Below are 20,582 nucleotides of genomic sequence, written 5' to 3' on the forward strand. Positions count from 1 at the left end.
GATCGCAACGGACCTGATGGATGACGCAAGCGGATTACGGCGCCGGGGCCAATCCGGACCTGCTGTCCCGCATCCCCCTGGATGCGCGGCTGGTCCTCGATGTCGGCTGCGGCGCCGGCGGGCTGGGCGGGGCGTTCCGGCGCCGCAATCCGGCGACGCGCCTGCTGGGGATCGAGCCCGATCCGGCGCTCGCCGACCGCGCCGCCGCGCATTACGACGAGATTTACCGCCTGGACATCGAGGCGACGCCGCCGCCGGTCGCACCCGGCAGCCTGGATGCAATGCTGTTCGGCGACGTGCTGGAACACCTGCGCGATCCCTGGGCCGTGCTGGCGCGCGATGCGCCGCTGCTGGCCGAGGACGGCGTGCTGCTGGCCTGCGTGCCGAACCTGGAGCACTGGTCCTTCACCGCGCGGCTGCTGACCGGCCAGTGGCGCTACGAGCCGACCGGACTGTTCGACCGCACCCACCTGCGCTGGTTCACCCGCGACGGCATGCGGCAGGCGCTGGAGGGCGCCGGGCTGATCCCGCTCGACTGCACGCCGCGAATCTTCGGCCCCGACAAGGCCGAGGCGTTCGCCCGCCGCATGGAGCCGGCGCTGGCCGCGATGGGCGTGACGCGGGAGGATTGGCTGCGCCGCTCCGCGCCGCTGCAATATGTCTGGCGCGCCACGCGGCGCCCGCCGCGGACGCTGCTGCTGGCGGCGCGCACGCTGCGGCCGGTCGGCGGCGTCAACGATGTGCGCGTGCTGCAACCCCTTGCGGCGCTGGCGACCCGGCCTGGCGTGGCGGCCCTTGCCGGCCCGAACGTGCAACTGCCGCAGGCCGTGGTTCCGCGCGTGCTGATCCTGCAACGCCGCCTCCTCGACAGCCCGGAGAGCCTCGCCTGGCTGCGCGCGCTGCGCGCCACCGGCGCGGTGCTGGTGCAGGAATTCGACGACGACCCCGCGCGCTGGCCCTCCATCGCCGGCAATGGCGACCTGGCCTTCCGTGGGGTCCACGCCGTGCAGACCTCCACCGCGCCGCTGCGCGACCTGCTGGCGCCGTTCAACGACGAGATCGCCATCTTCCCCAACGCCCTGGCCGCGCTGCCCCAGCCCGTGAACTTCGCCGATCCGGGCCGCCTGACGCTGTTCTTCGGCGCGCTGAACCGGGAGGCCGACATGGCGCCCTTCCTGCCGGTGCTGAACCAGGTGCTGGCCGAGGCCGGCGGGCGCCTGGCGGTGGAGGTGGTGCATGACCGCCGCAGCCATGATGCGCTGGAGACGCCGCACAAGCGCTTCACCCCGACCGCCGACTATGCCGGCTACCGCGCCGTGATGGTGCGCTGCGAACTCGCCTTCCTGCCGCTGGCCGAGACGCGCTTCAACCGGATGAAGTCGGACCTGAAGGCGGTGGAGGCCGCCGGGCATCGCCTGTGCTGCCTGGCCAGCCCCGTGGTCTATGCCGGCAGCCTGCGGCACGGCGAGACCGGCCTGATCGTGCCGGACCCGCAGGCGCTCGGTGCCGAACTGCGCGGCCTGCTGGCCGAGCCGGCGCGGGCGCTGGTGATGGCGGAGGCCGCGCGCGGCTGGGTCCGTGCGGAGCGCCTGCTGGCGCGCCAGGTGGCGCCGCGGCTGGACTGGTACCGAAGCCTCTGGGCGCGACGCGCGTCGCTGGACGCGGCGCTGCTGAAGCGGGTCCCGGCGCTTGCCTAATCCCGCAGGGCGGTGAGGATGGTGAAGTCGCTGCCGATGGTGCCGTTCGCCATCATCTCGTCCTCGAGGTCGAAGAACCGACGCAGATGGGCGACATCCTCCGCATTGTTCACGTCGAAGTTCTGCGCGATCTCGGCCAGGCCCATATGCAGCAGGGTGCCGCCATACGGGCGCTCCTCGATGATGGTGAAATGCCGGCCGAGAACCTCCCGGATGTCGGCGGAGCGGACCGCTTCGGTCGGGTCCATGGCCAGCATGTGTTCGATGCTGGGTCGCACGACCGGATATTTCCGGCCGGCGGGTGTCTGCCTCAAATGATCGGGCAGGGAGTCCAGGTAGCCGTTGATCAACCGTAGCTGGTCGTCGGTCCACTGGAACCGGTTCGGGCCGACATATTCGTTCAGGTGGAACAGGCCGCCCGGGCGCAGGGCGCGCCGCACGGTGGCGAACAGCTCGTCCAGCCGCTCGACATGGTGGACCGAGCTGTGGGCGAACACCACGTCATGGCTCGCCTCCCCGAGATCCCGGGTCTCCAGGTCGGCGACGTGGTAGCGGATCCAGCCGCAGCCGGCTTCCTCGGCCAGCCGCCGCGCCTCCCGGATCGCGCCGTCCGCCAGGTCGTAGGCATCCATCGCCGCGATCATGCCGCGGCTGGCGAGATCACGCTCCAGGCTTCCGAAGCCGCAGCCGAGCGACAGGGCGCGCTTGATCGGGATCGTCTCCCCGCGCTCCCGGAGCAGTTCCGCGAGGCGTGCATAGCCATCTACCGTGGGCCTGCCGGAGACGAGGATGTTGATCCTTTCGCGCACCATCGGATGCGCCATCCAGTACCAGCCCGCGGCCTCGGCCTTCGCCTCGGGCGAGACCGACCAGACCTCGTTGACCTTGTCGTGGCGGGTGTCGGCAGCGGGCGCGATGGCGCGGCTGCGCGTCCCGCGAACCGAAGCCAGCAGGCGCCGCAGGGGGCCGGTGACCCGCCAGCTCGTGCTGTTCCGGACCGCCTGCAGCTGCGCTGCCGTCGCCTCGAGCTTCTCGCGGTACTCCGCAACCGTCGCGGCGGCCTGCGCAAGCTGCCTGGCGTAATCCTCGTTGCGCATTGCAAGCTGCTGGACCTGGCGCTGGAGAGCCTGGATGTCCTGCGCCGCACCGGAAGCGCCGTGCAGCGCAGACCCATCCGTAGCGGAGCCAGGGTTCCGCACAACCGAATCCCGCTCGGGCATTGGCCAGAAGTCCTTCAGCGCTGGATCAATTGGGCAGGTGCCAAATCCGTGCCGGATCGGATTAGACCAGTTCAGCCCCTGCACGCCACTGCCGGGTCATTTCCGGACCGTGTTTTGCGCTTTACTAGCGACCCCACTGGAATTCATAGGACAGGCCCAGCCGCTCGCCCGCCTCGCGATCCCCGGTCTCGGCTTCCAGCTTCAGGCGCGGCGTGAGGTCCACCCGGACGCCGACGCGGGATGAGCCGGATTCGGTGCCCTGCCGCACGCCGACATAGACGCCATCGGCGACGTAGCTGCCCGCCTCCAGGCTCGGCCCCGCCCGTTCCCGGGCTGCCGTGCCGCGCCCCGCGGATTCGCCGCCGCCGCCGACCGCAAGTCGGTCCAGACCCAGCCCCTGCCGCACCCGGTCCAGCACGCCCGTCGCGCCACCGCCGACCAGGCCCGTGGCGCCGGCGATGGCCTGGGCGATCTGGGCGATCTCGAAGGGCGAAAGCTCGCTCACCGGCCGGTCGAACAGCAGCCGCGCCAGCACCTCGTCCTGCGGCAGCTCGGGCGTGGAGGAGAAGGTGATGACCGGCTGGCTCGGCGGGCCGCTGACATTCGCGCGCACGGTGGTGCCGCCGGTCTGGCTGGTCGCTTCGAAATCCAGGTCGGGGATCAGGCCACCGGTGAAGTCCAGCCGGCCGCGGCTGAAGGTCAGCCGGCGGGCCAGGATCTGGAACTCGCCGCGGATCAGGGCGAGACCGCCGGTGATATCCGGCGCGTTCAGCGTGCCGCCGATCTGCAGGTTGCCGCCCAGTTCCGCATCCAGCCCGCGGCCACGCACGAAGACGCCGCGCGGCGCTTCCAGCCGCAGGTCGAGGGCGATGGGGGCCGAGGGGCTGGCGGTGGCGGGCTGCGCCGCCGGACGTGGCGCGGCGGCACGGCGCGGCGCCGGCCTGCCGGGTGCGCGACCGACTTCCGTCACCTGGCCCAGGCTGCGGACCGAAGTCGGCAGCTGTTCCGGCACGCGGATATCGGCCCGACGCAGCCGCACCACGCCGCCGAGGCGGGCGCCGGTGCCGATGGCGCCGGTCAGCGCCAGCTCGGCATCGACCGTCGCCCGCACCAGGTCGGAGGACACCGGCTGCGCGCCATCCGCCCGCAGCGCCAGGTCCACCGGGATGCCGGCCGTCAGCGGGTCCACCGTGCCGGTCAGCGCGATGCGCCCCTGGCCGCCGGTCTGCCCGGTCAGGTTCACCCGCAGCCGAGGTCCTTCCGCCGAGAGCGTCCCCGCAAGTTGCGACAGCGCCACGCCGAGCACGGCATTGCGATAGGATCCATTTGCAAGCCGTGCCTGCCCGCCCAGCACCGGCGTCGCCACCGTACCGGTGGCCCGCAACGCGACGTCCAGGCGCCCCGTCACGCGGTCCGCGCCCGCCGCCAGCAGCGGCGCGGTCAGCGCGCCAAGGTCCGCCTGGCCATCCAGGGCGCCCTCCAGCGGACCATCCGGCCCGCGCGGCAGGTTCGCGGTGGCAGTCAGGCGGGTGGCGGCGCCGGCATTGGCGGTGGCGCGTCCGGTGATGGCGCCATCGCCGGCGCGGCGCCCCTCCGCCTGGATGTCCAGCGCCGGCAGCCCGCGCGCCCAGGCGGCGGAGGAGCGCAGTTGCGTGGCGCTCAGCGTCGCCGCGATTTCGGGCGCGGTGCCCGGGCCGGTGATGCGCGCCTCCGCCGTCACCCGGCCGGTCGGCGCCACATCCGGCAGCAGCGGCGCCAGCCCGGCGAGGTCGGGCAGCGAGAGATTGGCGCGCAAATCGGCCCGCGCGCTGGACCAGCTTCCGGCGACGGTCAGGTTGCCGCCGCGGCCGCTGGTCAAGGCCAGTTGTTCCACCTGCACCGCGCCATCGGCCCGAAACACCACGCGGGCCGGCGCCGTCAGGCGGATGCTCTCGCCCTGGCCACTGGCGCGCAGCGTGGCGAGGTCGAGCCGCCGGGCGCCCTCGGGCTGGTCGGCCAGGCTGCCGCGCGCCTCGATCTCGTTGCCCGCCACCAGGCCGGTGAGGGCAAAGTTCAGCGCCGCCAGGCTGCCCTCGACCGTGGCCGCGATGTTGCGCAGCTCGGTGCCGGAGGCGACCAGCCGCGGCGTGGTGAGCCTGATATCGGCGCGCTGCTGACCCTCCCGCCCTTCCAGCGTCGCCTCCAGCCGCAGCGAACCGGCGAGCGGCGTGCCGGCGATGGCCGAAAGCGGCGCCAGGTTCGGCACCGCCAGGCGCGCGGCGCCATCGAAGAGGGTGGTCGCGGGGTCGAGCACGCCCTCCGCCTGCAATTCGGCCGGGCCGAGGCGGGCGGTCGCGGCTTCCAGCCTGATCAGCCCATCCGGCTGCGGACCGCCGCGCACGTCGAGCGCCAAGGGCAGCCCCTGGAAGCGCCCCTCGGCCTGGGCATTCACGGCCGGCGCGCTGGCCGGATTGGCGATGCGGGCGGTCAGCGACAGCGCCTCCAGCACCTGGCCTGCCATTTCCAGCCGTTCGGATCGCGCATCCAGCGTCAGCGTCGGGTCGGCGACCGGGCCGCTGGCGGTGCCGGTCAGGCGCAGCGCGCCGGAAAGCCCCGGCGCGGCGCCTTCGACGGAGGCGAGATCGACGGCGAAGCGCAGGTCGAGCGTATCGGCGACACGGCCTTCCGCCTGCGCCTGGATCGCCGCGCCGGTCAGCGCGACCTGCTCGATCCGGTCGGGCGCGGTGGCGCGGAGCGTCAGGCGCGGCGTGGCGCCGAGTACCGCCATCAGCGGATGCTGGTCGGACCGGAAGCCGCGCGCGGCGAGCGTCGCTTCGATGCGCGGCGCCGTCAGCGGGCCATCCACCGCAGCGCGCAGGTCGAGCCCGTCCCACCCGACGACGCCCGGCGGCAGCAGCGCCGCGAAGGTCTCCGAGCCGGCCAGCGCCGCCTCGGCGCGCAGGGAGGCGGTGGCGAAGTCGGCGGCGATGCGCCCGCTGGCGTCGACCTGCCCGGCGAGGCCGGAGATGCGCAGGGCGCGCAGATCGAAGAAGCCATCCGGCATCCGCTGCGCGTCGAGCGCCAGCTCCAGCGGCCCGGCCAGCGGCGCCAGCGGGCCCTCCATCAGGCCGGAGGCATCCGCGGTGCCGCGCAGATCGGCGCCCAGGCGTTCCATATCCGGCGCCCGCACCGTGCCGGCGACATCCAGCGCGAGGCCTTCGCCCGCCGCGGCGCGCAGAGTCAGCGCCGCCGAATCGGGCGGGCCGTCCAGCGTCAGGTCCAGCGACAGCGGCCGGTCCGGCAGCCCCAGCAGCCGTGGCAGCGGGCCGCCGGCGGCATCACGAAGCTGGATCTCGGCCGATAGCCGGCCGGTTTCGGGCCGCAGCGCCGCCTGCAGGGCCACCGCCGTGGCGCCCTCCGGGGCGCGCAGGTCGAGCGAGGTGGTCAGGCCGGCGGCGTCCAGCAGCGCCATGCCTTCCGCCCGCAAAATCGCGGCCTCGCCCAGCACCGGCTGGCCGAGCTCGATCCGCGCCACCTCCAACCGGTCCAGCCGCAGCGCCACCGGCAGGTTGGGCAGTTCGGGCAGCAGCGGCCCGCCGGGTTCCGGCGGCGGCTGGTCGGGGGAGCCGGGCGGCAGGCGGTGCAGCGCCAGGCGTTCGGCGGACAGCAGGTTGATGTGCGCCTCCCGCCGCAGCAGCGCGCGCGGGTCCCACTCCAGCCGGGCGTTGTCGATTTCCAGCCAGATGCCCTGGTCATCCGCCAGCGCGATGCGCCCGATCGCCAGGCGACCAGGCAGCGGGCCGGTGAGGCCTTCCAGCGTCAGGCCCGGGACGAAGGATTCCGCCAGACCGGCCAGCCTGGCCCGCCCGCCCTCCGTATTGGCATAGAGCAGCGCCCCGCCGACCAGCAGCGGCGGCAGCAGCAGCAGCACGAGCACCAGGCCAAGCAGGACCTTCGGCCAGCGCCGCCGCCGCGGGGCGCGCGGCTCAGAAGGCTTGGCCAAGTCCGACATACAATCCGTATCCGTCGTCACCGTCCTGCCGCTGCAGCGGCAAGGCGACATCAAGTCGCAGCGGCCCGATGGCCGTCGCGTAGCGCACGCCGAGCCCGGCGCCGTAGCGCACCTCGTCCAGGCTCGGCGTCTCGGTCTGCCCGACCGACCCGGCATCGAGGAAGGCGACCATGCCGATATTGCCGGTGACGCGCTGGCGCAACTCGATCGAGCCCTCCACCAGGCTCGACCCGCCATCCGGCCTTCCCTGCGCATCGCGCGGCCCGATCGACTGGTAGGCATAGCCGCGCACGGACCCGCCGCCGCCGGCGTAGAAGCGCTTGTCCAGCGGCACGCCGCGATCCGCGCCCACCAGGCTGCCGACGGAGCCGCGCAGCGCCAGCACGGTGCCGCCGCCGCCGGTCAGGTCGAAGTAGCTGCGCAGCGTGCCCACGGTGCGGACGAAGCCGCCGCCCTCCGCGATGTCGGCATAGGGCACCACGATCAGGCTGGCGCGGTAGCCGCTGCGCGGATCGAGCGAGGCGTTGGTGGTGTCGAAGCGCGCGCCCATGACGAAGCCGGCCAGGGTGAAGGGATCGAAATTGCCGTCGCGGCCGATCTGGCCGGTCTCGAAGGTCGGCCCCGCCTGCAAGACCCAGCGCTCGCCGAAGGGGCGTTCCAGCAGGGCGGAGGTGGTGACGGCGTCGCGGTCATAGGCATCCAGCCTTTCGCGCACCGTCGCCACGTCCAGCACCAGCGTGGTCCGGCCATCGATCAGGCCAGGGCGGCGCAGATTGGCGCCGAGCCGCAGGTTGGCCTCGTCCGTATCCGCGCCGAGCCGGGAGGCGACCAGTTCCAGCCGCAGCAGCTCCGCATGGCCGAACAGGTTGCGCCGTTCGTAGTACAGGCTGGTGGAGGGGCCGTAGTTGGTCTCATACGCCACGGTGGCGCCGAGTGCATTGCGCGGCCGGTCGGAGACGGTGAAGGTCACCGGCAATTGGCCGGCCTCGTCCAGCCGGTCTCCGGCGCGGGCGCGGACGCTGTCGAAGACGCTCAGGCGCAGCAACTCCCGCCGGGTGCGCTCCAGCGCCTCCGGCGCATAGGGCTCGCCCGCCAGGCGGTTGGTGATGCGCGCCAGCAGGCGCTGGCTGACGGCGGTATCGCCGGCGATCTCGGGTTGGGCGAAGCGGGCGGCGGGGCCGGGGGCGAGGGTCCAGGTGACGTCCATCGCCTGGTCCTCGTGGTTCACCAGCACCTCCCGGTCCACCACGCTGGCCAGCGGGAAGCCGGCGATGCGCAGCCGGCCCAGCAGCGCCGTCTCGGCATCCAGCACGGGACCGGCGCGGGCCGGGTCGCCCGCCGCGATGCCGGGCGGGTCGCCCAGCGCCCGCACCGCCTCCGCACCCTCCGCCGTGTTGGGGCGCAGGGTGATGCGGCGGTAGCTGTAGCGCGGGCCGGGGGTGACCCGGACCTCGACCGGAACCTCCGTGCCAGGGGGCACGGTGGTGGCCAGGCGCTGCGCCAGACCCGGCGTGTCGGCGGGTTCGCCGGCGATGCGGACGGCGATCTGCCCGGCCCAGTAGCCCTCGGCGCGCAGCACCTCATCCAGAAGCGGCGCCTCGCCGAGTGCGCGGGAGACCAGGCCGAAGGCATCCACCGGCGCCTCGCCGGCCAGGCGCCGCAGGCGGGAGGCTTCCGCGAGCGGGCCGTCCAGCGCCTCCACCTCCGTCGGCAGGATGGTGGTGGCGTAGGGCAGGGTGCCCGGCGCCCGGTCGGCCTGCTGCGCCCAGGATGGGGGCGCAAGCACCAGGGCCAGCAGCAGGAGGAAAAGTCGCAGTGTCTGTTTCACCTGACGGTAAAGTCCTGGGTGCGGGAGAAAGTTGCATCTTCGTGTGCGATCTTCCGGCGGGCATGGAGCCATCCGGCCGGATGCGCTAGTCTCCTGCCATGGACACAGTCTTTGCCGAAACGCTGACGCGTTGGCGCCGCCACCTGCACGCCCATCCTGGCCTGACCCTGCATGAGGGCGCCACCGCCGCCTTCGTGGTGGAAAGACTGCGGGAGATGGGCGTCACCGAGATCGCCGAGGGTGTCGGCGGCCATGGCGTGGTGGCGACCCTGCGGCGCGGCGGCGGCAACCGCAGCGTCGGCCTGCGTGGCGACATGGACGCGCTGCCGATCCAGGAGGTGAACGCCGACCTGCCCCATGCCAGCACGGTTCCCGGCGTGATGCACGCCTGCGGCCATGACGGCCACACCACCGCGCTGCTCGGCGCCGCGCGGCTGCTGCTGGACGACAAGGGCTGGAACGGCACGGTGCATCTGGTGTTCCAGCCGGCGGAGGAGGGTGGCGGGGGCGCCCGCAGCATGATCGCGGAGGGGCTGTTCAGCCGCTTCCCGATGGACCGCATCTTTGGCTGGCATAATTGGCCCGGTCTGCCCGCCGGCACCGTCGCGGTTCATGACAAGGCCGTGATGGCGGCCGGCGCCCGCTTCGACATCACCTTCGAGGGCCACGCCGCCCATGCCGCCCTGCCGCATTTGTCGCAGGACCCGATGGTGGCCGCCGGGCATTGCATCGTGGCTTTGCAGAGCATCGTCGCCCGCAACCTGGACCCGCTGGCCGGCGGCGTGGTCAGCGTGACCATGGTGCAGGGCGGCGAGGCGCAGAACCAGATCCCCTCCCAGGTCGTGCTGAAGGGCACGGCCCGCTGGCTGGCCGATTCGGCCGGGGAGGCGATCCGGGAGGGCCTGCACCGCGTGGCGGAGGGTATCGCCGCGGCCTGTGGCGTGCGCGTGCTGGCGAACTGGCGCCAGGGCGTCGAGGTGACCGCGAACCACCCCGCCGAGCGCGACCTGGCCGCCGCCGCCGCGGATGCCGTCGCCCCGCTGCGCCACGACGTGCCGCCGGCGATGACAGGCGAGGATTTCTCCTGGTTCCTGAAGGAAGTGCCGGGTGCCTTCGTCTGGATCGGCAATGGCCCCGCCGAGGGCGGGCGCGAGCTGCACAACCCGCATTACGACTTCAACGACGCGGTGCTGCCGACCGCCAGTGGCTTCCTGGCGGAGGTCGCGAAGCGGGCGCTGGCCGGCTGAAGCATTTTCAAGTCAGGCGGCAGCGCCTGACGACTCGGAAAATGCGCCAAATCAACAGCTAGCCAAGCACCCGCCCCAGCCAGGCACCGCCTTCGGCTGCCGCCCGGCGAGCGGCGGCCACATGGTTGACCGAGCGCAGGAAGCCATGCGCCGTGCCCGGGAAGGTCGCCTGCTGCACCGCGACACCAGCGGCGCGCAGCCGGTCGCCCATGGCGAAGTTCTCAGAACTCAGCACGTCCAGCTCCGCCACATGCAGGAGGCAGGGCGGCAGGCCGCCCAGGTCGGCGCGGAGCGGGCTGCACAGCGGGTTCAGCCGGTCCGCCGGGCGCGGGGCGTAGCAGTCCCAGTAGAAGCGCATCTTGTCGCGGGTCAGGAAGTAGCCGTCGGCGAATTCGCGGTAGGACGCCGTATCGAGATCGGCGTCGAACACCCCGTAGTTCAGCAACAGGCCGCGCAGCTTCAACTGTGGATCGGTCTCACGCAGCAGCAGCGCCACGCCCATCGCCAGGTTCGCCCCGGCGCTGTCGCCACCGAGCACGATGCGGGACGGGTCCAGACCCCATTGCGCGCCCTGCGTCGCCACCCAGCGCACCACCGCCGCGCATTCCTCCAGCGCCTGCGGAAACGGCGCCTCCGGGCTCAGCGCGTAGTCGGGGCCGACCACGGCGCAGCCGGCACCGGCGGCATATTCGCGCATCAGGCGGTCATGCGTGTCGATGCTGTTCCAGACCCAGCCGCCGCCATGGATATAGACCAGCACGGGCAGGGTCCCCGAGGTTGCCTTGTGCAGCCGGCACAGCAGGCGGCGGCCGCGGATCGGCAGCCAGCGATCCGCCGTCTCCGCCATGGTGGGCCCACCCACGGCCAGCGGGATGTTCGCCGCATCGGTCTGCGCCCGCGCCGCCTCCAGCGGCAGGGTCAGCGTGATGGGCGGCTGGCTCGCCGCCTGTTCCTCCATCATCGCCGAGAAGGCCAGCATCTCGGGGTCCCAACGCGGGTCTTGAGCGGGCATGGTCGATCCTGTCACCTGTTCCGCGCCATCGGAGGCGGAATTGCAGGACCGGGCAAGCCCGCCCGGTTGCGGCAGGCCCTCCCACAGCGCATGTTGCACTGCACCATGAGTCTTTCGACCAGCCTCGCGCATCATTCGGCCCTGCGGTTCCGCGAACAGGCGCTGTACCGGCCGCGCCATGTCCTGCTGCTGGCCGATCCGGCCTTGCCGGCTTCGGCGGCGCTTGCGGCCAATCTGGCGGCGGGTGGCTTCGGCGGCACGCTGGCGATGCCGGGCCTGCTCGACCCGGCCGGCATCGCCGCGCTGCCGGATGCCCCGGACCTCGCCATCCTGTCCCTGCTGCCGGAAGCGTTGGAGCCGGCGATGGCCGCGCTGGCGGCTCGCGGATGCCACGCGGTGGTGGTGCCCGGGCCGGCGCGGGGCCTGGCCGGCATCTGCCAGCGCACCGGCATGCGGGCACTCGGCCAGGGCAGCTTCGGCATCTGCGTGCCGGGCATCGGCCTCAACGCCTCGCTGTCGCACCTGGCGCCGCGCAAGGGCCGGCTTGCGCTGGTCGGGCAATCCTCCGCCCTGTCGCGTGCCGTGCTGGACTGGGCGGACGCCGAGGCGGTGGGCTTCAGCCATGTCATCGGCATCGGCGAGAATGACGACCTTGGCTTCGCCCATGCGCTGGACTGGCTGTCCCGCGACCCCGGCACCGGCGCCATCCTGCTGGAACTGCGCCGCATCAAGAACCGCCGCATGTTCATCTCCGCCGCCCGCGCCGCGGCACGGATGCGGCCGGTGGTGGCGATCCGCGCCGGCGGCAGGCTGGCGGACCCCTCCGGCCTCGCCGATGCGGTGATGGATGCGGCGCTGCGCCGCGCCGGCGTGCTGCGCGTCGCCGGGCTGGACGACCTGCTCTCGGCGGCCGAGACCCTGGCGCGCGTCAAGCTGGTGCCGGGCGGTGGTGCCGGAGACCGGATCGCGCTGGTGGCCAATTCCAGCGGCCTCGGCCTGCTCGCCGCCGATGCGGTGCTGGCCGGGGGCGGGCGCATGGCGGAACTGTCGGAGGACTCTCGGCAGGCGCTGGAAATCGGCCTCCGTCCCGGGTTTTCGGGCCACAACCCGCTGATCCTCGCGCCCAATTCCGGCAATGCGCTGGGCGAGGCGGCGATGATGCTGGCCGCGGCGCGGCAGGTGGATGCCGTCATCGCGCTGCATGCGCCGGTCGCCGGGGAGGATGCGGCGCCCACCGCCGCCACCCTGTCCGCCGCCGCCAAGGCGACGCGCGCCGCGCCGATCCTGGTCTGCTGGGCCGGGCAGAGCACCGCCGGCGCGCAGCGCGGCGCGCTGGCCGCCGCGGGGGTTGCGGTGTTCGCGACGCCGGAAGCCGCGGTGAGGGGCGCCCTGCACCTGCTGCACGACCGCCAGAACCGCGCCGCCGCCGCCGAACTGCCCGGCCGCCAGGTGCTGGCGCTGCAACCGGACCGCGCCGCCGTCGTGGCCATCCTGGCGGCCGCCCGTGCGGAGGGCCGGCTTTCGCTGGCGGAGGACGAGGCGCTGGCGGTGCTGGCCGCCTACGGCCTGCCGGTGGTCCCCGGCCGGGTCGCGCGCGGCGTGACGGAGGCGGTGAATGCCGCAGCCCGCATCGGCTTCCCCGTGGTGCTGAAACTGCGCAGCCCGGACATCGCCCGCAAGACGGAAATCGGTGGCGTAGCACTCGGCCTGCGCAGCACCGTCGCGGTGCGGGAGGCGGCGGAGGCGATGCTGGACCGGGCGCGGCGTGAGCGTCCCGAAGCGCGGATCGACGGCTTCCTGGTGCAACGCCAGGCCGGACGGGCGCAGGAGTTGCGGATGCGGCTCGGCGACGATGCGATGTTCGGCCCCTACATCGCTTTCGGCCTTGGCGGCACCGCGGCCGACCTGCTGGGCGACGAGGGCTTCGACCTGCCGCCGCTGAACCAGGCCCTGGCGCAGGGGCTGATCGGCCGCTGCCGGGGTGCTGCGATCCTGGCCGGCTACCGCGACCACCCCGCCGTCGACCTGGATGCCGTGGCCGGGGCGCTGGTGCGGCTGTCCCAGGTCGCGGTGGATTTTCCCGAGATCGAATCGCTCGGCGTCAATCCGCTGTTCGCGGATGCGGCGGGGGTGGTGGCGGTCGATGCCTCGCTGCGGCTGCGCCCGTCCGGCGAGGCGGCGCTGCTCGCCATCCCGCCCTATCCGGAGGAGTGGGTGGCGCCCTGGCAGGCGAAATCCGGGGAGACGCTGACCGTGCGCCCGATCCGCCCGGAGGATGCCGAGGCGCATGCCGAGATGTTCCGCCGCCTGGCGCCGGAGGATGTGCGCTGGCGCTTCTTCAGCCAGTTGCGGGAACTGCCGGCGGTCCAGGTCGCCCGCATGACCCAGATCGACTACGACCGGGAGATGGCCTTCGTCGCCGCGCGCCGGCGTGCGGATGGGACGGAGGAGTTGCTCGGCGTCTCACGCCTGATCCGGGAGGCGGATGGCACCACGGGCGAATTCGCCGTGGTGGTGGACCGCGCCATGAAGGGCCAGGGGCTCGGCCGCCACCTGATGCAGCGGCTGTTCGACTGGGCCGGCGCCACCGGGATCAAGACCATCGTCGGCCAGATCCTGGCCGACAACGCACCGATGCTGGCCTTCATCCGCGCCCTGGGCTTCGCCACGCGGCGCAGCCCGGAGGATGAGGAGGTGGTGGAGGCGCGGCGGGAGGTCTGATCAGCCGGCGGCGGTGCGGATCATCTCCCGCACCCGGGCCGCCGCCTGCGCACCCTTCATCGCATCCCGCCAGGCGACTTCCGCGACCCGCTGATGCGCCGCCACCGCTTCATCCGCCGCGGTGATGGAGCCCACGCCGAGGCCGCCATTCGGCGGCGTGTCGGCGGGGAAGGGGGAGGAGACGACATGCGCGCGTTCCCGCCCGCGCAGCACCATGAAGCCACCGGTCGGCTCGACGCCGGACGCCAGGCCAAGCTGCACGCCGATCGGCACGCTTTCCATCATGGCCGCGATCGCCTCCGCTTCGGCGCGCGCCGCGGCGAGGCAGCGCTGGCGGGTGCGTTCCGGAACGGTGAGGCCGGCGCAGACGCCTTCCTGCAGGAAGCGGCGCAGCGCGGCCTCCCCCAGGATTGCGATGATGGTGGGCCGGCGCGCCGCATGCAGGCGCTTGCGGGCGGCGAGAAGGCCGAGCGCCTGGTCGGCGCTGGCACGGGCCTGCAGGCGTTCCGGCGCGGCATCCGCGGCCTCGGTCCAGGCCTCGCCCACCGCGCCGTCGAAGGCATCGGTCGCGGTCTGATAGCAGAAGGCACCGCCGACGATCAGGATCTGGTCGGCCTGTTCCTCGACCTGCCGCAGCCGTTCCTGGAAGGCGAGGGGACGTGCGAAATATTCGACACCGATACCGAGCAGCGACAGCGGCGAGATCTTCAGGAGTTCAGCCAGGCGCCGGATCGTATCCAGCTTGATGACCTCGCCCTTCTCGTAGCGATACAGGGCGGCGCGGGAGACGCCGAGGCGGGCTGCGATTTCCTCGGCCCGGAGGCCCGATTCGAGGCGATAGGCACGCAATTGCTGCCCTATGTCCGCGAAACGCATGCAATCCCCCGTAGGTCCATCATTTCGGATACAACCACAGTGTCCGAGAACGAATCTCAGCCACCTCGCTTGCGGACCTAAAATGCGGGACGTGGAGATGGAAAGCAACGCAAAAACACGGAAAAATTGTGGCCCGGATATGGCCTGCACCGCCTATGGTTGTGCGGCTGACAATGCTTTTGAAGAAGCCCTACCGAGGGTAGCAGGGTGCCGCCAAAGCGGCGGCCAGGCAACCGGAGCGGCGCCTGCGACTCGGCCGCGGCCGGTCACCGCCGAACCCGATCCGCCGCCGGGCGCGCGGCGTCGAGGGGTTCGGCGAGGGATCCGGACCTGCCGGTTCAGGCGTCCGGCGCCACCTTGTGCGCGGCCATCGTCTCCAGCGCCTTGACGAGCCCCGAGTGATCCCAGGCAGCGCCGCCGAGCGCGGCGCAGGCGGCCATCAACTGTGCGGTGGAGGCGGTGTTGGGCAATGCCACGCCGAGCTCCTTGCCGGCCTGCAGGGCCAGGTTCAGGTCCTTCTGGTGCAGCTCGATCCGGAAGCCCGGGTTGAAGGTGCGCTTGATCATGCGCTCCCCGTGCAGTTCCAGGATGCGGGAGGTGGCGAGGCCGCCCATCAGCGCCTGGCGCACCTTGGCCGGGTCGGCACCGGCCTTGCTGGCGAAGACCAGCGCCTCGCCCACCGCCTCGATGGTGAGCGCCACGATGATCTGGTTGGCGACCTTGCAGGTCTGCCCGGCGCCGGTGTCGCCCACCAGGGTGATGTTCTTGCCCATCGCCTCGAACAGCGGCTTCGCGCGCTCGAAGGCGGCCTCGGTGCCGCCGACCATGATGGTCAGCGTGGCCTGCTTGGCGCCAACCTCGCCGCCGGACACCGGCGCATCCAGGTAGTCGCAGCCCTTCTCCGCGATCTTCGCCGCGAAGGCCTTGGTGGCGGTCGGGCTGATCGAGGACATGTCGATCACCAGCTTGCCCGGCGACAGCCCCTCCGCCACGCCCTTCGCGGCGAACAGCGCCGCTTCCACGTCGGGGGTATCCGGCACCATCAGGATGATGACCTCGGCGGCCTGCGCCACGGCGGCGGCATCCGGCAGGATGGTCAGTGCGTCGCGCAGCTCGGCGGTCAGGCTGGCGCGGTCCGGCGCGCAGACCTCGTGGCCGGCTTCCTTGAGGTGCAGCGCCATGGGCTTGCCCATGATGCCGAGACCGATGAATCCGATTTTCATCAATGTTCTCCGAGGGTCAGGTGAGGGCGGATGCTCAGTCGCGGAACGGGGCGAACCAGCCGAGCCCGGCAACGGTCTCGCCGGCCGGGCGGTACTCGCAGCCGATCCAGCCACGGAAGCCGAGCGCGTCGATGCGCTTGAAGACGAAGTCCCAGTTCACCTCGCCGGTGCCGGGCTCGTTGCGGCCGGGATTGTCGGCGACCTGCATGTGGGCGATCAGCGGCAGGTGGCGCTCCACCCGCTTGACGATGTCGCCCTCGGTGATCTGGCAATGGTACAGGTCGAACTGCATGCCGACCTTCTCCGGCCCGATCGCCTCGATGATGGCGGCGGCCTGGTCGGTGGTGTTGAGGAAGAAGCCCGGGATGTCGCGGTGGTTGATCGGCTCGATCACCGGCTTCACGCCGGCCGGCGCCGCCTGTTCCGCCGCCCAGGCCAGGTTGGCGGCCAGCGTCGCCGTCATCGTGTCGTGCGGCACGCCGGCAGGCGCCAGGCCGGACATGACATGGATGCGCGGGCATTCCAGCGCGGCGGCGTAGTCCAGCGCCTTTCGAAAGCCCTCGCGGAATTCCGCCTGGCGGCCGGGCAGGGCGGCCTGGCCGCGCTCGCCCTGGTTCCAGTCCCCGGGCGGGCCGTTAAACAGCACGTGGGACAGGCCGTTGTCCTTCAGGCGGGTGGCGATCTCGGCGGCCGGGAAGTCGTAGGGGAACAGGAACTCCACCGCCTTGAAGCCGGCCTCCGCCGCGGCGCCGAAGCGATCGAGGAAGGGCAGTTCGGTGAACATCAACGAGATGTTGGCGGCGAAGCGCGGCATGGCGGACGACCCTCCCGAGGTTGCCGGCGGGTGTGCCTTGCAAGCGGGCGCCGGGCAAGCCCGACAGCCGGCCAACGGGGTGATGCTTTAGAGGGCGGCATCGGCTAAGCCGGCAGGGCCAATCCGGAAACGAGCATGAGCCAGGAGTCCCTCCGTCCCGCCCGCCTGATCGGCCTCGCGGCCCTGGTTGCGCTGGCCATCGGCTGTTTCTGGGTGATGCGGCCCTTCATCTCGGCGCTGCTATGGGCCGTGATCCTGGCCTACACCACCTGGCCCGCCTTCCGCATGCTGCGGGAGAAGACGGGGCTGGGGCCGGGCAGCGCCGCGCTGGTCATGGTGACCCTGGAATTCGTGCTGATCGCGCTGCCGCTGGTCTTCGCCACGCCGACGACGCGGGAGGAGATCGAGGGCCTGCGCAATTCGGTCGAGGGCCTGCTGGTCACCACCCTGCCCAGCCTGGTGACCTGGCTCGGTAGCCTGCCCTATGTGGGGGAGACGGTGCGCAGCCTGACGGCGGGGCTGGACACCACCTTCGCCGGGCTCGTCGAGACGATCCGGCCCTTTGCCGGCGACATCGCCAGCAGCGCGCTGGCGGTGCTGCTGGCCCTGCTCTCAGGGCTTGCGGAGCTGATCCTGGCGATCTTCCTGGCCTTCTTCTTCTACCGCGACGGCCCCGCCATGGCCGCCCATGCGGAGGCGGTGATGGAGAAGCTGGCCGGGCCGCCGACCCGGCGCCTGATCCTGCTGACCGGCAACGTGACCCGTGGCGTGGTCTACGGCCTGCTCGGCACCGCCATCGTGCAGGGGGCGATGACGGTATTCGGCCTGTGGGTGGCGGGCGTGCCGCAGCCGGTGCTGCTGGGGGTCGTGGCCGGCGTGCTGTCCATCCTGCCGGTGGGCGCGCCGCTGGTGTGGATACCGGCCACCATCTGGCTTTTCACCCAGGGCGAGACCGGCTGGGGCATCTTCATGCTGGTGTATGGCGCGGCCGGCATATCCTCCGTCGACAACGTCATCCGGCCCTGGCTGATCAGCCGCGGCGCCGACCTGCCGCTGCTGCTGACCCTGCTGGGGGCGATCGGCGGGGTGATCGGCTTCGGCATCCTCGGGCTGTTCCTGGGGCCGGTTCTGCTCGCGGTCGGCTTCACCCTGCTGCGGGATTGGGCAGGGGATGGCGCGGTGGCGGCCAAGCGCCTCCCGAAGGCCTGAGATGGCGCTTCCGCCTTGGGGCGCGGCGCGATATGTCCAATGGTTCATGCAGGCGAGCGCTGCGACTCGCCGCTGACATCGGGAGAGTTTCGGGATGATGCGAAGGGTGCTGATGGCGGCGGCGGCTGCGCTGCTGCTGGGCGGAGGGGTGCCGGGCGCGGCACAGGCGCAAACGGTGCGGTGGTCCGCCTCGGCGGACGCCAATACGCTGGACCCGCACAGCCAGAACATCGGCAGCGTCGCGCTGCTGCTGCAACAGGTCTACGATCCGCTGATCAGCCGCAATGCGGACCTGACCATCCGCCCGGCGCTGGCGCTGTCCTGGACCGAGGTCTCCCCCACCCAGTGGCGCTTCGTGCTGCGGCAGGGCGTGCGGTTCCACGAGGGCCAGGCCTTCAATGCCGACGACGTGGTGTTCTCCATCGAGCGCGCGCTGGCGCCGACCTCGAACTACGGCATCTTCGTCGATACCGTCGCGCGTGCGGTGAAGGTGGACGACTACACCGTCGACATCTTCCTGAAGCTGGCCGACCCGATCCTGCCGAACAAGCTGGCCTCGATCTACATCATGTCGAAGCCCTGGTCGGAGGCGAACAACGCCACCCGCCCGCAGAACACCCGGGCGCGGGAGGAGATGCACACCGTCCGCAACATGAACGGCACCGGCGCCTTCCGCCTGGTGTCGCGTGAGCAGGATGTGCGCACCGTGATGCGCCGCAACCCGGACTGGTTCGGCTGGCAGGAAGAAGCCAGCGCGCGGGCCAACATCCAGGAACTGGTGTTCCGCCCGATTGCCTCCGACGCCACCCGCGTGGCAGGCCTGCTGTCCGGCGAGGTCGACTTCCTGCTCGACCCGCCGTTGCAGGACCTGAACCGGCTGCGCAACGCGCCGAGCATCAAGGTGCTGGAGGGACCGGAGATCCGGACCATCTTCATCGCCATGGACATGTTCCGGGACGAGCTGCTGTACAGCGACGTGCGCGGCCGCAACCCGCTGAAGGATGTCCGGGTGCGGCGCGCTTTGTACCACGCGATCGACATCCAGGCGATCAACCGCACCACCATGCGCGGCTTCAGCGTGCCGACCGGCACCTTCTTCCCGCCGCAGGTGAATGGCTACACGGCGGCCGAGGATGTGCGCCTGCCGTACGACCAGGCCCGCGCCCGCGCCCTGCTGGCGGAAGCCGGCTACCCCACCGGCTTCGGCATCACGCTGGACTGCCCGAACAACCGCTACATCAACGACGAGCAGATCTGCCAGGCGATCGCCGCGATGTGGTCGCGCGTCGGCGTGCGCACCTCGGTCAAGGCGCAGCCGCTGGCGCCGTTCTTCCAGCAGATCCAGCGCGACGACACCAGCATCTACCTGCTCGGCTGGGGCGTGCCGGCGATGGATGCGCTGTATTCCTTCCAGTCGCTGCTGGCGACGCGGAACGGCGCGCAGGGCGACGGCATCTGGAACTACGGCCGCTACAGCGACCCGCGGATGGATGCGCTGATCACCCGCATGAAGACCCAGTCGGGGCCGGAGCGCACCGCCGCCATCCATGAGGCGCTGCGCATGTACCGGGAGGATGTGCCGCACATCCCGCTGCACCACCAGATGATCCCCTGGGCGATGCGGTCCAACATCAACATCCCGCATGCTGCGAACAACCAGCCCTACTTCCGCTTCGCACGAGTCGAGTAGCCAAGGTTGACGGGCCTACCGGCGGCGCGGCATTCCCGCGCCGCCGCCACTTGAAGGATCATCCGGGAACGTGTTCGCCTTCATCGTCAGCCGCTTCCTGCAGGCGCTGCCCGTCATGCTGACGGTGGCCCTGCTGTCCTTCGCGATGTTCGCCTATGTCGGCGATCCGGTCGCCATCATGCTCGGGCAGGACTACACGGTGCAGCAGCGCGATGCGCTGGTCGCCGACCTCGGGCTGGACCAGCCCTTCTTCGTGCAGTTCGCGAAATTCGTGATGAATGCGGCACAGGGCGAGTTCGGCCTGTCCTACCGCCTGTCCCGCCCAGTGGCGCAGCTCATCGTCGAACGCGCGCCGGCGACGTTGGAACTGGCGCTGTGCGCCGCCTTCCTGGCGCTGGCGATCGGCGTGCCGATGGGGGTCTATACCGGCCTGTACCGCAATTCCTGGCTCAGCCGCTTCTTCCTGACCTTCAGCCTGATCGGCGTGTCCCTGCCGACCTTCCTGATCGGCATCCTGCTGATCCTGACCTTCTCCGTCTGGCTCGGCTGGCTGCCCAGCTTCGGGCGCGGCGATACGGTGCAGGTCGGCGGCTGGTCCACCGGGCTGCTGACCTGGTCGGGGCTGAAGGCGCTGATCCTGCCTTCCATCACCCTCGGCCTGTTCCAGTTGACGCTGATCATGCGCCTGGTGCGGGCGGAGATGATGGAGGTGCTGCGCACCGACTACATCAAGTTCGCCCGCGCCCGCGGCCTGCCGAATCGCGCCGTGCATTTCGGCCATGCGCTGAAGAACACGCTGGTGCCGGTCATCACCATCACCGGCCTGCAGCTCGGCGCCATCATCGCCTTCGCGATCGTGACGGAGACGGTGTTCCAGTGGCCGGGCATGGGGCTGCTGTTCATCCAGTCGGTCAGCGCCGCGGACATCCCGGTGATGTCGGCCTACCTGCTTCTGATCGCGCTGATGTTCGTGACCATCAACCTGATCGTGGACCTGCTGTACTACGCGGTGGACCCGCGCCTGCGCATCGGCCGTGGCAAGGGGGCGCACTGA

General features: G+C 71.7%; 13 protein-coding genes. 6 read left to right on the plus strand and 7 right to left on the minus strand.

Annotation, left to right across the window (positions count from 1 at the left end; genetic code table 11):
* Window positions 1-20 precede the first annotated feature (20 nt).
* Window positions 21-1,697 carry a methyltransferase domain-containing protein gene (locus tag ACFHPP_RS02400; protein WP_437161656.1) on the plus strand — a complete coding sequence of 559 codons (1,677 nt, stop codon included), beginning with the start codon at window positions 21-23 and terminating at the stop codon, window positions 1,695-1,697.
* On the opposite strand, the gene ACFHPP_RS02405 is transcribed toward ACFHPP_RS02400, so the two are convergent.
* The 3 genes from ACFHPP_RS02405 to ACFHPP_RS02415 form a co-directional block, all read right to left on the minus strand.
* Window positions 1,694-2,917: a methyltransferase domain-containing protein gene (locus tag ACFHPP_RS02405; protein ID WP_437161657.1), complete on the minus strand. Its 1,224-nt coding sequence runs from the start codon at window positions 2,915-2,917 to the stop codon at window positions 1,694-1,696. The genes ACFHPP_RS02400 and ACFHPP_RS02405 overlap by 4 nt on opposite strands.
* A 124-nt stretch (window positions 2,918-3,041) precedes the next feature.
* Entirely contained in the window at window positions 3,042-6,908 is a 3,867-nt protein-coding gene (locus ACFHPP_RS02410; protein WP_437161658.1) for a translocation/assembly module TamB domain-containing protein, read from the minus strand.
* The gene (locus ACFHPP_RS02415; RefSeq protein WP_437161659.1) at window positions 6,883-8,736 is read right to left on the minus strand and encodes an autotransporter assembly complex protein TamA; all 1,854 of its coding nucleotides are present in this window, start codon (window positions 8,734-8,736) and stop codon (window positions 6,883-6,885) included. The genes ACFHPP_RS02410 and ACFHPP_RS02415 overlap by 26 nt, the downstream gene beginning before the upstream one ends.
* Window positions 8,737-8,834: 98 nt before the next feature.
* Between ACFHPP_RS02415 and ACFHPP_RS02420 the strand changes: the two genes are divergently transcribed.
* Window positions 8,835-9,983: an amidohydrolase gene (locus ACFHPP_RS02420; protein ID WP_437161660.1), complete on the plus strand. Its 1,149-nt coding sequence runs from the start codon at window positions 8,835-8,837 to the stop codon at window positions 9,981-9,983.
* A gap of 58 nt (window positions 9,984-10,041) precedes the next feature.
* Here the strand turns inward: ACFHPP_RS02420 and ACFHPP_RS02425 are convergent, their stop codons facing one another.
* On the minus strand, window positions 10,042-10,995 hold the full coding sequence (locus tag ACFHPP_RS02425) for an alpha/beta hydrolase (protein WP_437161661.1): 954 nt from the start codon (window positions 10,993-10,995) through the stop codon (window positions 10,042-10,044).
* Between the two features lie 105 nt (window positions 10,996-11,100).
* Between ACFHPP_RS02425 and ACFHPP_RS02430 the strand changes: the two genes are divergently transcribed.
* Complete coding sequence (locus tag ACFHPP_RS02430) at window positions 11,101-13,716, plus strand: bifunctional acetate--CoA ligase family protein/GNAT family N-acetyltransferase (RefSeq protein WP_437161662.1); 2,616 nt, start codon at window positions 11,101-11,103, stop codon at window positions 13,714-13,716.
* Here the strand turns inward: ACFHPP_RS02430 and ACFHPP_RS02435 are convergent, their stop codons facing one another.
* From ACFHPP_RS02435 to otnI, 3 genes are all read right to left on the minus strand, one after another.
* Window positions 13,717-14,592, minus strand: coding sequence for a helix-turn-helix domain-containing protein (locus tag ACFHPP_RS02435; protein ID WP_437161663.1), 876 nt, complete (start codon window positions 14,590-14,592; stop codon window positions 13,717-13,719). It lies immediately after the preceding gene.
* Between the two features lie 338 nt (window positions 14,593-14,930).
* Complete coding sequence (locus tag ACFHPP_RS02440) at window positions 14,931-15,815, minus strand: 2-hydroxy-3-oxopropionate reductase (protein WP_437161664.1); 885 nt, start codon at window positions 15,813-15,815, stop codon at window positions 14,931-14,933.
* Window positions 15,816-15,849: 34 nt separating this feature from the next.
* Entirely contained in the window at window positions 15,850-16,629 is a 780-nt protein-coding gene (otnI, locus tag ACFHPP_RS02445; RefSeq protein WP_437161665.1) for a 2-oxo-tetronate isomerase, read from the minus strand.
* 135 nt (window positions 16,630-16,764) lie between these two features.
* Here otnI and ACFHPP_RS02450 point away from each other — a divergent pair, with 135 nt between their 5' ends.
* From ACFHPP_RS02450 to ACFHPP_RS02460, 3 genes are all read left to right on the plus strand, one after another.
* Window positions 16,765-17,838 (plus strand): AI-2E family transporter, encoded by a 1,074-nt coding sequence (locus tag ACFHPP_RS02450; protein WP_437161666.1) that lies wholly within the window; start codon window positions 16,765-16,767, stop codon window positions 17,836-17,838.
* Window positions 17,839-17,932: 94 nt separating this feature from the next.
* Complete coding sequence (locus ACFHPP_RS02455) at window positions 17,933-19,528, plus strand: ABC transporter substrate-binding protein (RefSeq protein WP_437161667.1); 1,596 nt, start codon at window positions 17,933-17,935, stop codon at window positions 19,526-19,528.
* Window positions 19,529-19,598: 70 nt separating this feature from the next.
* A complete protein-coding gene (locus ACFHPP_RS02460; protein WP_437161668.1) occupies window positions 19,599-20,582 on the plus strand; it encodes an ABC transporter permease in 984 nt (327 codons plus the stop codon).

Origin of the sequence: Falsiroseomonas sp. E2-1-a20, assembly GCF_051433195.1 — a bacterium.
Classification (GTDB): domain Bacteria; phylum Pseudomonadota; class Alphaproteobacteria; order Acetobacterales; family Acetobacteraceae; genus Falsiroseomonas.